General features: G+C 54.8%; 5 protein-coding genes. 4 read left to right on the top strand and 1 reads right to left on the bottom strand.

Features of this window, described 5'->3' with window-relative positions; genetic code table 11:
- Positions 1–170 precede the first annotated feature (170 nt).
- Positions 171–10607 carry a cadherin-like domain-containing protein gene (locus Pan181_RS09530; protein WP_197529099.1) on the bottom strand — a complete coding sequence of 3479 codons (10437 nt, stop codon included), beginning with the start codon at positions 10605–10607 and terminating at the stop codon, positions 171–173.
- A gap of 791 nt (positions 10608–11398) precedes the next feature.
- Here Pan181_RS09530 and Pan181_RS09525 point away from each other — a divergent pair.
- The 4 genes from Pan181_RS09525 (at position 11399) to Pan181_RS09510 (ending at position 14142) form a co-directional block, all read left to right on the top strand.
- Positions 11399–12082 carry a helix-turn-helix domain-containing protein gene (locus tag Pan181_RS09525; RefSeq protein WP_145246600.1) on the top strand — a complete coding sequence of 228 codons (684 nt, stop codon included), beginning with the start codon at positions 11399–11401 and terminating at the stop codon, positions 12080–12082.
- Between the two features lie 508 nt (positions 12083–12590).
- Positions 12591–13511: a hypothetical protein gene (locus Pan181_RS09520; RefSeq protein ID WP_145246599.1), complete on the top strand. Its 921-nt coding sequence runs from the start codon at positions 12591–12593 to the stop codon at positions 13509–13511.
- A 222-nt stretch (positions 13512–13733) separates the two neighbouring features.
- Complete coding sequence (locus Pan181_RS09515) at positions 13734–13931, top strand: helix-turn-helix domain-containing protein (protein ID WP_145246598.1); 198 nt, start codon at positions 13734–13736, stop codon at positions 13929–13931.
- 19 nt (positions 13932–13950) lie between these two features.
- Positions 13951–14142, top strand: a complete 192-nt coding sequence (locus Pan181_RS09510) for a helix-turn-helix domain-containing protein (protein ID WP_197529097.1) — start codon at positions 13951–13953, stop codon at positions 14140–14142.
- Positions 14143–14233 lie beyond the last annotated feature (91 nt).

The following is a 14233-nucleotide window of genomic DNA, read 5'->3' as shown; positions in this document are numbered from 1 at the left end:
TGCAGCAACAGCTTTGTGAGAGGCCAACAGCAAACCTGCGTCTGGTTCCTTTGCCCAGCAAGTTACGCAATACTGATGGCGAAGCTCGCCCGTAAGCTTCCCTGACACCCGCAAGCCGAAAGAGGCTCGCGGGAGTCAGGAATGCTGCCCACGGGTAAGTCTATTGGCCTTTAGAGACCACGATTCCAGCGTGCCCCGAAGCGACCAATCGTGCCTCGGGCTTCCGCTAGTTCGCCATCTTCGGCGAAGGCAAGGTCCCAAGCCGATTCGACGTTGTCCTTATTCACCACTTCCTTCGAAGTGCCGAACAGATCGGACGAGTCTTCTTCAACAGCGTCGCCTAGCAACAACAAGGCTTGGTCGCGTGCCCCGCTATCTTCTGCAACCGACTCGTCGGTGGAGAAGCTACGTTGGAAAGGCTGCGTTGCTGATTGCTGGACAGGACCCTGTAGCCAAGCGGTGGTTTCGACAGTCGACTCCACAGCTGTTGGTGCCTGGACAGCCATCACTGCTGTCGGCAGTTGCTCAGCGGTGTCCTCGGTACCAAGGCTTACGGGTGCCACGCTAGTCCCCATATCGGAACTGGCACTAGCCGTAGGAGCCTCGGTTGACGCCGAAGTCATGGCACTAGCGGTAGCAGGAGTTGAGCTGACCACAGAGAGGCCGAGTTGGTCTCGCCAGATCGTGTAGTCCGCTAGGCTGACCGTGCCGTCGCCATTGCCATCGGCCTGCAAATCAGTAGTCGAGCCGTACGTGGCCTTCCAGATGTCATAGTCGGCCTGGTCAACAGTGCCGTTGCGGTTGTAGTCGCCAGGGTAGGTGACTACCACACTGCCAGTGTCGGATGTCCAAACAAGGCCAGCATCCGTTGGGTCCAGCGGCGACACTTCGATAGTCGTGGTGTCCCCGGCTTCGGCCGTCGCTGGTATGGTATAACCCAGGTTAACGATCTGGTTCACACCCTCAGCCGCCGGCTGGAAGGCTGTGTTAGAGACCACGACGCGAACTTCGCCTTCGGAGACTTCGTTCTGAGTGAGTTCCCAATTGGTATCCCAATCGGCCCCTTTGCTCGCTCCTTGGAAGTCAACCACCCCGCTGTCGGTCAGGCTCTCGAACGCGGCTGCGTATACCGATGCACCCGATTCAATATCGAGTTCTACCGGCACTTGAACCGACTCACCTGGCACCGCATAGATGGTTTCCGGCAGGTTGAATGCTGGATCCAGCATTGCCGAAGCCAAAGGAGCGGTAATCGCTGGCAGATCTGGCACCTGCGGAGGATCGATCCCGGCAATCTCTTGGGCGATCAGCGAGCGATCCAAACCGCCGAGTGCTCCGTTGCCAGAGACATCGCCGACGATCGATGGGTCGGTGAGAGGATACGTTGCCTTGGACGCTTGACCGTTGGCAATGTCCGGGAACCCGGTTGTGACTCCGATCACCACACTGGCGAAGATACCAGTGTCGTTCGCGTTGTAGCTCATCGAACCATCGACATCGCCCACAAAGATGGCTTTGTGGATGGCCGAGTCGGTGGTAGCCGTGATCGCCCCTTCGTTGAGCGAACCAGCCAATCCTGCTGGAGTGACAAGTTCAATGACCTGAGAAGCACCGTAAAGTGCCTCGGCTGGTACCGAGCCGATCAAGTTCACTAGATTGAGCTCGGCTCCGGAAATGGGAGTCGTGCTACTGGCGGAGATGACGATCACGCCATTCTCGTTATCGATCGAAGCGAATACCGACAGTCCATCGATGGCAGAGGCCACACTATCGATCTGCAGCAAGGCGGGATCGTAGTGGACTTCGACATCGAGCGACAGCAGGTTCGTAACGTTGTTCACCCGAATCGGTAGATCCACATCCGCGGCATCACCCGGGGTGAGATCGACCCCCTGGCCAGGACCGCGGGCGAAGTCGGGAATCGAAAGGATCGAGCCCGAGGATCCGACGGAGAAGGTGGTGGTGAAGTCGCCGTTGGCGAGATTTCCAGCCAGAAGGTCCCCATCGGCACTGACAAACTGCTCGCTACCGCTCTTGAGCGTCAGCGTGTAGTTGCCAGCCGCCAGTGTCCCACCGGTCTTTACGAAGGTTAGGGTATTTGTGGCTTCGTCGTAGACCACCGAGCCCTTCACCGCGGTGCCGTCCCGCATGAGTGTCATGTCGGCTGCAGCACCGTTGATGCCGGAGTAAAGGTTCAGCTGTTCCATGTCTAGCGACTGGTTGAACTCGATGGCCACTCCACTGCTGGTGGGAGTAACGTTCACTACTTCCAGCGTGGTGTAGAACGCATCCGGATCGACGACGTCGACGGTGAAGGTTTCGACAGCACTTGTGCCACCAGCATTGTTGTCGTCGACCGTCACACTCACCGTATAGGTGCCGGTTGTCGTAAAGGTGCGAGCGAACTCAACCGTGCGGTTCGTGGTTGCAGTGCTGCCGGTGATGGTGTCCACGACCTTTCCGCCGGAATCTTCAATCACCAGCGTGTAATCAAAGCCAGCCGCTTCGGCACCCGGATCGGTAAACTGAATCGTCTTGGTGAACGGTTCGTTGATGTTTGCCGTGGTGTCGACTACCGGAGTTACAGTAGGTGCAACGTTGATTACCTGGAACGAAGTGGAGAGCACTTGCTCACCGCCGTCTTGATCTCGTAGTCGTACTCCGACAGTGACTTCGGTCTGATCGGTCGCAGGGGCAACCGAACCTCCCTCGGCCAGGAACGAAGCTGGTACGGCTGCCGAACTACTGGTGGAACCTACTAGGTCGTAGATCCCGTCGTTGTTGAAGTCGTAATCGAACACAACCTGGTCGGAGGTTCCCGGATCATAGACACCGACAACAAACACCAGCCCGGAGTTGCCTTCGTTTACATCACCACCGTTCAGCAGAAGCCCGGTGGGGGCCACGTTGTTTACCGTAACAGGAAGCACACCAGCATTGTCGTGATACCCGTCTTCATTGACCAACAGTACTTTAATGTCGCTAGTGGTGTTCGTCCCGTTCGCGAACGTATGAACGAACGTACTGGTCGTAAGCTCATATGTCTCGACGATTCCATCGCCCCAGTCGATTACGACATCGGTTACGGTGTCGTCGCCAGGATCATTAATGCTATCTAGCGTTAAGGTGTAGCTAGCTCCTTCGTTTACCGTGGCTGCACCCGATAGCGTTGCGGTAGGAGCAACGTCAGCAACAGTGATTGTCAGTGGTACGCTCTCCGATGTGTGAAGTGCACTATCGGTAACGGTGAGAACCACTTCGTAAACCCCGTCGTCGGCAAACGTATGGCTGACGACAGCTCCAGAACCATAGGTGCCATCGCCAAAGTCCCACGAGTACGTCAGGCTGTCAGTCGGTAGATCGTCATCAGTGGAGCCTTGCCCATCGAAGGTGAAGAGGGTTGTGCCTTCTTCACCTTCCGTGATATCCACCTCGGCGATAGCGTTTGGCACACTATCGTTCTGAGGCTCGATCTCAATCGTTACTGAAGCATCGCTAGTGACTCTGGTGTTCACATCGGTGATGGTATACGAGAAGGTGTCGGTGAAGTTCTCTGAACCATCATGCTCATAGAGTAAGGTGCCGTCGGCATTTACCGTCACGGTTCCATGGGCTGTTGGAATTGGAGTGCCTGCGGGAACCGTTAGGCCGCCATAGGATACTTGAGTGACCGACAAGCTATCGATCGGGTCTCCGGTTTCGTCCCCTGTGATGTCAGGGTCGGTATCGTTGTCGAGCAGGCTGAAGGTGCCATCTGCTCCTGACGCCGTATCGTAGACGCCACCCTCCAAGACTCCAGAAATCGAGTCTGCTACGGCTGTTGGTGGATCCCCATTTCCGTCCGTGATTACGATCTGGAAATCCATGGAAGTCGAAGTTTCGACACCAGAGGGACCGTCACTGCCATCGGTGATAGTGATGCGGATATCGAAGATTCCCGTAACATCGGTGGCAGGTACCATGACTAGATTGCCTGCTCCGAAAGGATCCTCAATCGAGAGTTCCGTAAATACAGTGGAATCATCAGCGACATTGAGTACATCGAAGCTGATGTTTGCCAGCGATTCTCCTTCTGAGTTGCCTAGATTCAGGCTCTGAAGGAATCCAAAGGCTGTAGAAGTCAGATCCTTCGTGATTAAGGGGTTCTCGCCGAGTGTGAACGTTGGAGCGTCGTCCACCGGGGTAACCTCAAAGGTGATTGTAGCCGTGGTCGACATTGGATCGGCTTCACCATTGGTCGTGCCATTGTCGGTAATTTCCACCTCGATCGTTACTGAACCAAACCAATCGGTGGCTGGCGTGAAGTCAATTGTTCCGTTCTCGGAATTGAAGCCCAGGGAACCGATGCCCTCCGTTAGGCTTACCCCGGTAAAGGTGAAGCTTTGCTCGGCTTCGTCCGCACCGCCTCCAGGCGAGGTCAATGCGAAGACGTCGAGTTGTGGCAAGCTGGTATCTTCATCAATGCTTCCCAGCTCAATCAGGTTGTCACCATCGATTACCGGAATATCATTTACATCGGTCACCAGAATGTCGAGGGTGTCGGTGCCAGTGAGGGGCCCGCCAACTCCGGCATTGCCGAGATCATCAACCGTGATAGCAATTTCGGCGGTGCCAGCAAAATCTGTAACAGGAGAAAAATCGAATCCAATGGAGTTGAGGTAAGCGTTCAGATCCTCCAAAGTACCTTCGAGAGTTACCGTGTTGGCGTCTACCAAGTTCACGGTGATGTCTTCCAAGTCGCTGGCAGTGATGGTACCTTGCCCAGCGTCTGAAGTGATTGTGACTCGTAGATTTCCGTCACCAACATCCGCGTCGCTGATCGCAGTTGTAGCCAGCTTAACGGTTGTTGTTCCTTCTTCCACCACGGTGGTGCCTGTTGCATCTTCCGTGGTGATGACTGGAGCATCGTTCGTATTCGTTACATCGATGGTGACAGTGATCTCTTCGCTCACATTTGCCGAGTCCATCACTTTGAAAGTGAAACTCTCGGTGACTGGCGTCTCAGCACCGTTGTGTGCGAATGCAAAGGTGCCATCCGGTTGCACGGTCAAAGTGCCGGTTGCCAGAGCGATCACGGTGTCTGGACCCACCGAGGTGCCATTCACCTCGGAGACAACCAGTTCGCTGTGCTCTGCAACGCCAAGGTCGGCATCACTTACTAACTGCAGCAGGCTTGTTAGCCCGCCCTGCAGTTCGGTTACTGCCTCAACAGCTCCTTCATCCACGGCAATCGAACCCTCGACACCCGTCGGGACGTTGTCGTCAATCGGAGTGATCGTCAGGCTGAAGGTTTGCTCACCGGTTGTTTGAGCACCTACGGCGCGATTATCGGTTACCGTGAACTTAAAGCTGTCGGTGAATGGCGAAGTCGATTGCTCCAGCGATTCGTCGAAGTCGTACGAGATCTCCAGATTAGTGATCTGAGCCTGCGTGAATGTCTGGTTTAAGTTAGCGGGAACATTGTTGATTAGTAACGACCCAGAGCTAGGCAACGCTGTGATCGTAAATGTGAGGTCGTCATCCACGTCGTCGACATCGGAGGCCGTCAGCTCGTTCGAGGTGAGAACCAGATTGGCAGCGTCTTCGTTGCCAAACTCAGCGGCCAGGGTCCCTGAAACCACAGGCGTGTCATTTGACTCGATAATCTCGATGTTGAGAGTGCCGGAGACGCTTTCAATACCGAGATCGGAACCACTGTCAGATACTGTGTAGTCAAACGAGTCACCTGCCAGCCCGCCGGCGGGTTCGAGGAGCGAAGTGTGCTTATAGGCTATTTTTCCATCGATAATGTCTTGCTGGGTGAAGGTCTCCCCTCCAACTGCGGCAACACCATCGATCAACAACTCACCATAAGCTGGGATCGAATCCACTACGAACATCAACGTGTTGTTTGCGTCTTCTTCGTCGCTGCCAGCAAGATCATCGATTTCGATGGGTGTGACGACAGGAGTGCCGTCGACTTCTTCGGTAGCGGTAATCTGATTGTCACCTGTTAAAACAGGTGCATCGTTCACTCTGGAGATGTTGATGTCGAACGAGACATTGGAAGTGATGTTCCCAGATCCATCGTTGATGTCGAACGTCAAGGTAACATGATCGGCACCGTCGAGCGCATCGGTACCAAGGGAATCGATGGTGAGCAAGCCTGCGTCGATATCGGCTTGAGTGAACGTGTTGTTTGTTCCACCGCCCGTGATCGGCCCAACGCCCTGCAGGTTCAAGCTGATCAATTCCACGTCGACATTGGTCAAGGTGTAGGTGATGTCGCTGGTTGCTGCCCCTTCGTAGTCGGCAAATTGCAGTGCTGCCATGGCAAGCGTATTGCCGGTGGAGTTTTCGGCGATCTCCATGCCCGTATTAGCAACCTCGTAAGGAGCGTCGTTCAGGGCGGTTACCGTGACTTCCTTGGTGGCGACATTCGAATCGAGGGTCGCATCTTCCACCATGAATTCGATGACGCGAGTTCCTTCAACGGGGTTATGTTCATTTGCCCCACTGAGAGAGAACTGTACCGAGGCCAACGCCGCTTCGAATTGTTCGACGGTTGCCCCATCTTCGACAGGGGTGAGTGTTAGCGTGGTGCCATCGAAGCTGCCGGTGATGTTATCGGTATCTACGAACACCAGGGTGTCACCCGCTTCCGGATTGGTGATCGTCACGTAGGCGTAAGCCAGGTACGTATCGTCGACGTCGGCGACCGAAATCTCAGGAGCTATCGCAACCGGAGTTCCTTCCTCAAATGCAGTGACTTCTTCGCCAACAGTCACCGTGGGAGCATCGTTGATTTTGTTCAAGATCAACGTGAAGGAGTCGGTTGAGGTGGCCAGATTCGAATCGGTGGCGATCACCACAATATCCAACGAACCGGGTTGCACGTCGTCTTGATCCGGAGTTCCTGAGAAGGTGGTGCCGTCGAACGTGAGCCATGCTGGCAGTGCTGCGCCGCCTTCGAGCTGGGCCGTAAGCACTGGTGGAGTGGCATCCTCTGCGTCTGTAAAGGTGTCGGGTGCCAATTCAAAAGTGTATTCCTGCTCTTCAGTTGCTGCTGGAGGCGATTGCTCGGAGATCTTATTGGTTAATGCGGGAGCATCGTTGATCGGGGAAATATTCACCGATACGGTCGCGTAGTCAGGAGTTCCGCCATCGTTGACCGAAAGTTCAAACTGGTCGCTATGGTTTTCGCTGCCATCGTGCGAATAGGTCACCAAACCGCTTTGCAGTTGAGCGAGTGTGAAAGTGCCATCCGAAGCTACGCCCGACTCCATGATGGTGCCCCACGTAGGAGCGGACTCAATAGTGATATCCACGTCAGCGGGATTAGTATCGGGGTCGATGACACTAATCGCCGAAGCAAGGCTGATCACTGCTCCTTCTGAGACATGCAATGTACCATTGCTAAACAGAGGAGAATCGTTGGATGGCTGGACCTCTACTTCCTTGCTATAGGCGAGTGACGCGTCATCGCCATCTTCTTCGCTGATTAGTTCACTGCTAGTGGTCCCATCATTCACAACGAACTCGACGATCCTATTGCCGCCAACGGGATTGTCGCCAATCGAGACAAACTTGACGGATCGCAACGCATCTTGGTATTGACTAACAGTTGCGGTACCCGAGAGAGTCAGGATTCCGTTGGCGTAGGAGCCGGAGATTTCCGTGGTGTCGGAGAATACTAACTGATCTCCCGCTTCGGGATTCGTGATCGTTACCGTGGCTCCCACCAAGTTCATGTTGTCGGCATCGGCAACACTCACTCCGCTGTCGATGACAATAGCGTCAGCATTTTCTTCATAGGTAGTGGTGCCAGTTGTTGTGGCTACCGTGGGAGCGTCGTTGACATTCACGAGAGTCAATGTGAACGAGTCGCTGACAGATACATTGGTAAGATCGGTTGCGATGACTGTAATCGTCAATGAGCCAGCTTGTACATCAGCGTTGCTAGGCGTGCCACTGAAGGTGGTACCATCGAACGAGAGCCAAGAGGGGAGGCCGGGAGCGGTGAGGGTGAGAACGTCGGTGCCAGGAACAACAGAGTTATCGGGGTCAACGAAAGTGTTGGCGTCGAGACTGAAGGAAAATGCTTCGTTCTCTACTGCGTTGGGGATCGACTGCGAGGCCAAAGAGACGTCCACAACTGGTGCATCGTTAACCTGAGTAACGGCAACAGAGATGACCGCGGTATCGTCGATCGGACCTTCGCCTGTTGCATCGCTTACACTCACTTCGAACGAATCAGTGGGGGCTTCACCGCCAAGGTGGGTGTAGACCACCATCCCTACGTTGAGTTCGGCTTGTGTAAAGGTGGTCTTATTGAGAGTGCCGTAGCTTGGCAGCGAGGTGACCGTATAGGTTATATCTTCGACCACAGAGTCGGGGTCGATCGCAGACAGGACACTCTGGGCAACCGTGATCTGCTGACCTTCTGCTACGGTGAAACTTTGAGTTCCACCGATGATCGGTTCATCATTGACCGCACTGATGCTGACCGGCACAACTTTATCAGAGGTTTGTGTGCCGCCACCGCCGGAGTAGCCATTGTCGCTGGCGTGGATCTCAATTGTGAATTCACCGTAAGTATCGAGTGCACCAGTGAACGCAAGAGTTGCCAGGGTATCATTGATATCGGTTTGGGTACCGGTGAGAGATAGTACTGCTGTGCCGCTGCTGTTACCATCTTCTGCATCGCCCGCTAGGACTACCGACAAGGTACCGCCAGTAGCAGTAAGAGTAACGCTGATGGGGTTCTCTCCAGCGTCGGAGTCGGTCACCGAGACACTGGGGATTGCTACAGTGGCTTCTTCCGCTAGCGTAATGGTTCCGGCGGGAGTCGAGATGACAGGAGCACTGTTCTGATCGATGATGTCGATCGTGAAGAGCTGATCGCTGTAGCTGGTGGTTCCATCGCTAACACTAAACCCGAAGGTATCAGTCGTTCCGCCGGTCTCGGAACCATCGTGGATATATTTCAGAGTGCCAAGGTCGTCTTGAGTAAAGGTATCGCCGAGACCGAGGAAGGTTGCCCCGTCGTCGAGTGATAGACCTGCTCCGCCGGCAAAGTCGCCATTTCCGGTGTACGCGGAGGGCAATGAGGTGATCGTGTAGGTGATCGTGTCGCCATCGGGATCGTCAGTATTCAGGTCAGCAGAGGTGATGACCTTTGATCCCCCTTCCGGTACGTCGGTTGTAGAATCGCCGCCGAGGGTGAACGAATCGTCGGTGTTGGCTACCACGATGGTAAGTGTCTTGGTGGTCTCTTGGGGGCCTCCAGGGCCGGTGTTTCCGGCATCGTTCGCTACGATGGTGAGTTGCTCATTGCCTTGGAAATTCCCGTTGCCGGTGTAAACCAAGCTGGCAAGAGTTGCGTTCAAGTCCGCGAGGGAGCCCATGAGCGTCAACGAACTGGATCCGGTACTGCCCGCTTCGATGCTGGCACTGCCAGCCAGTGTGATGTCGAGAACACCATGGTCAACATTCAAAGCAACCGTCAGATTCGAGGCGGCGGCTGCGTCGACATCGCTAACGGTGATGCCTGTGATCGCTTGGGAGGTTTCTTCTACGGCTCCTACTGTGCTAGGCGCAGTGATCACGGGAGCATCGTTTGTGTCGAAGACGGTGATCTGAACTGTTTCGTTCGTGAGACCACCTGCAAGAGAGTAATTGAAGCTGGCTGGGCCGGTGTAGCCGGTTGTGGGGGTGTATCGTAGGTTTCCGCCTGCAACTAAGGCCACTGATCCGTGAGTGCTACTTCCTGTCGAGAGACCTGTAACAGTAGTTCCGTCGAGTCTCGCATCGATTTCAAAAGCGGTGTTCTTGGGGACTGCAACCTGAAGTGTGTTTGAGCTGTCAACCTTTACTGTTCCCGCGGCATCGATGAAAGTGGCTGAACTTACGACTTCGGTTCCCGCATTGACCACAAAGGTGTTGTTGCCGCCATTTGTCGCTGTGCTGATATTGAGCGTCGCGCCAGCGTCTACTTGGATGAGAGACTCGGCAGCACCGGTGTTCAGTTCGCGAACGGTCGCGTTTTCGAGCGTAAGGGTTGTTCCGCTTCCGGTTACCAAAATGGCCGACTCGCCGTCGTAGGTGCTATCGGTAAAGGTGAGGCCATCCACGTCAAGCGTGGCGCCGCCGCTAACCGTGAGGGCGGGAGAAGACGAGGCGACTTCGGCACTCGTTCCAGCCGCAGTGATGGTAAACGTGCCAGACGATAGGGTGACTGCCTGGTAAACGCCGTCGTTGACCTGAATCGAGGAGCCGGCGGCACTATCGATGGCAGCTTGAATCGAGGCAAAAGCATCAACTCCAAAGACGCCTGCTTGGTCACCTGGGGTGATCGAGTCGACATCGGCAATCGGATCGTTGATGGCGTAGCTCGACCAATCGTCGTCGACGAAAAGGTCGGCCGCGAGCAGCACGCGAGATTCCAGGGATTGCAGACCTAGCTTGCGACCACCACGACTCATCGCGATGTGGGTGCCAGTCGAGGCGACAACCGAACGGGCCGCCTGGGCGCCTTCACGAAACGCGGTGCAAACGTTCTCGACAATCCGATCTTTCCACCAGCGAGAGAGCGATACCTTAGGGAAACACTTTCGCCAGCGGGCCACACGTTGCTCCCTCCGGTCTTTAGCAATCGTAGCATTGCGACGGGTAGCGGTACTCGTTTGACGGTGGCGAAAACGTGGAGTAGCCATGGTAGATGTGCCCAACTTCGTGTTCGAAAGAAAGTAAAATCAACGCGTGCGACGTGTAGAGACGATCAGGTAGGAAAAGCGAGCCTAAGTCATCACGTTATGACAACCAAACTAAGTGGGAAATCTTTCCGGATCAACGCACCGAGAGAGGTCCAAGGCGAGAATGTAGCGAACGTGCCTACAGCGTTCCTGTTGACTATGTGGGTCCATAATCCCGTAGGGTGATCCATGGAAACTACTAGTTTCGTAAGGTCTCGAGCCAGTCGGTAATCCATATGGCCATTCATTCTCACCAAAGCACAGTGCGTGTGTGCTATATCGCTCGCTCATGGTTTCCTATTAGTGTCTGGCGGGATGGGAGATGCCGGTGTGTCGCAGAGAAGCAGGCCCTGAAGTTAGGTGATTCGAGTGTAAAACCACTTCGCAGAGCAGACGCAGCGAGAGAGTGTGCCATCGCTTTGTTGGCTGACATCGGCGCCTGTGAGCTTACAAGTGCTCCGCAGACGTACGATCTAAGAGGATCTTCATGAAAAATAAATAATAGAAAATGTTTGAACTATTCGTGTACTCTCGGCGCCGTCCGGGGGTTATAAAGAGGGAGCAATCTGGGGGGACTGCAAGCGGTGAGTCTGTGGATTCACCCTACTTGTCCCTGCCTGGATGCGTGACATCTTTCTTGAGGCGGACAAGTTAACAGAGAGGGCATGGCGGTGCCAAATGATTTTTCAGAGGGGAAAAGTCGTGCAGCAAGGTCGCTCCATTGCAGTGGCCAGACCATCGCGACTTTACGTGACTCAGTCGGATTCACCCAAGCCGAACTTGCCCGACGAGCGGGCTATAGCACTCGTTTGATTCGCAAGGCGGAGTCGGGCGGATCGCTTGCGCGACGCACCATTCGCGACTTGGCCGATGCGCTGAGTACCGAAGAACGAATCGTGTCGGTGAAGGATCTGGTGATCACCGAAGAGATGATTGCCAAGCGACTACTGGAGTCATTGCGTACGTCTCCCCATTCGGTGATGGAAGACGTGTACGATGCGTTCGCAGCAGATGCGAGCATCCTTTGTAGCGGCGATCCAAGTATCTGTCCGTTTGCGGGAAGCTGGCACGGGACCACACGACTGCGCCGATGGTTTGCCACGCTTCAAGCGACACTAGGGAGTCGGCTCAAGAGGTTCCAGGCGGTCGAAACGAATCGCTCGAAGAATATTGTGTTTGTATGGGGCGGCTTTCCACGTCGGGGAGAGCCTCTCTGCAACGAGCAGGAACGGATCGCCCTGAGGTTTCAATTCCAGGCTCTCGAAATCCGGCTGCTGGAGATTGTGTTCGACAGCAGTCAGTGCCGCCGGAATCCGGTGCCGGTCCCTATGGGAGCCGGTAGCTCGTAGTCAATTTAATCTCGCAGTGGCGCTGGAGAAACGAAGCTTAGAATGGGCGAACGGAGGGAGCTTGCGGGAACCACCAACATCGAGTGGGCCCCACAAATCGCCAAGAAGCACTAAAAACAGTCACTTCTTGGAACTCACATGGCAGAGAGCCATGTGTAAGAGTACCCCGTAGGGGAGTCGAACAAGGCGATAATCACCGGGAACTAGGCGTTTTCTCAAGCAGCGTTGCAAAAAGCGTGGCACAGTTCCCGAAATTGGCCAATCTCATCGAATCCTGGCCGCATCTTTCGGAATCCGCTCGAGCCGAGATTCTCTCAATTGCCGCGCGTGAAGGCTCGCCGCGAGTGTAGGCAGATCCTGCCGAGTTGGTAAAATCGGTGGAACGCCTGGCGGCCACCAGGCTGAGAACTCCCACCTAGGCAGGTCGCTCCTGCCGTCGGCCGCCGCGCTGGGTATCTTCCTTTCGCCCAGCACCGCGGCTGGGGTGGTTACTTGAAAGGAATGAAGGATGGCGAAGAAAAAGGCACAACGCCCCAAGCTGGTGGATGAACTCGACGCCGCATTGTCTCTCTCGGATAGCTTTCTAAACATCGAGCTTCACTTGCAGGCAATTGCCGAAGATCTACGGCTACTTGAGGGTGCGAATTCGAGTAACACACTGAAATTCGGGCTGGATGGACGTGTAGTGGATATGGCAAGCCGCTTTGATGATGATCAGTTTGACGAACTTGCTGATCCAGATCGGTTGGACCTGATCAGCAGTACAAGCAAATACCTAGCTGAATCTGTAAACAGCCTCTACTTCGAAGTGAGAACGGCCAATTCGGTCTTGGCTCAACTGCCATCCCGAGTGCTCGAATTGCTTGACAGGCATACCGGCAAAACTCCCTGGAGGGCTTGGCTGCTTCGCACCGTGCTGGATCGGTTGGTTGAGTGGCCTAGGGAGAACGAAAGCATATCATCCAAGGGGATCCTGCGGATTCCCACGCATCCCGAACGCATGCTCCAATTGTCGTCTGAATCTCATCCATACGAGCTTTGGGATGGCTATCGTGCCACGCTGTTTGCATGCCGGCTCGATATAAGTGCTCTTCGATTTGAGTTTCACAGCACGCATTCTCCAGAGGAATACTCATTGCCGCGAATGACAGTACCGAGAGAACAGGTGCTCTCATTTCTACGGGAATATCACACCAAGGAATCCGGCGAGCCTTGGCCCGCTACACTGTCTTTGGAGGCCATTGCCCACGGATCAAAAGCTTCTGGGGCTACGGTCAGTCGGCTAATCAAAGATGTGTTCGGCGGAAAAGCACAGTATGACGGGATGGATGGTCAACGGATTATGCACATGCTTAAGGACTACGACGGGGACGGGAAATCATTTGGTACCTCGTACATTGAAGGCGCAGACACGGACAAAATTGCCTGATCGTTTTCACGTTTTCACAGCGTTTTCACTGAAAATCCAATTTTCCGAGATTATTTTCCCCCTGTAAATACAGGGCCATTTCTTCTCTACACTCTCAGCGGGCCGTGATTTCATCGATTTCACGGCCCTTTTTCTTTCCTTATGTGCCTGCGAGTTGTTGTTGCTTCTCGGGCCACTTCACTAGCCGCTGGTTATTAAGCAAACCCGCTCCAGGAGAGAACAATGCTCATCGCCGATGCACACGCTGTCGGTCGCCGTAGCCTAACTCGCATCGAAGCCGCCAAGCGGCTGGGGTGCTCTGTTACCACTATCGACAACCGGATTCGAACCGGAGCCATCAAGGCTATTCGCAACGGTCGATTGGTGCGAATTCCACTCGCGGAGATCGAACGCGTCGAAAGCGATGGAATCGAAGCCTGAATCGAGAGGAGCCTTTCCCATGGCCACAATCGCGCATGAGTATCTGACAGCCCAGGAAACCGCGGACCTGCTGCGGATTTCTGCTCGGCACCTGCGAACGCTCACGAAGTCTGGCAAGGTCCCGAGCATCAAGGTAGCGGAGCGGAGCTACCGCTACCCAAAGGCTGAGCTGCTTGAATCTCTAAAGCCCCAGCGTGGGGCGGAAAGCTGAATTAAATGCCGGGCGACCCCGACCCGTGGGGCACCCGGCAAAAATCGAAAGGCACTGCCATGGTACATCACACCTCCCCGCCCGACCACCG

The organism is Aeoliella mucimassa (assembly GCF_007748035.1).
In the GTDB taxonomy this organism is placed as follows: domain Bacteria; phylum Planctomycetota; class Planctomycetia; order Pirellulales; family Lacipirellulaceae; genus Aeoliella; species Aeoliella mucimassa.
Note: the sequence above shows the minus strand (reverse complement) of the source record. Positions and strands in the feature narration are given on the sequence as shown.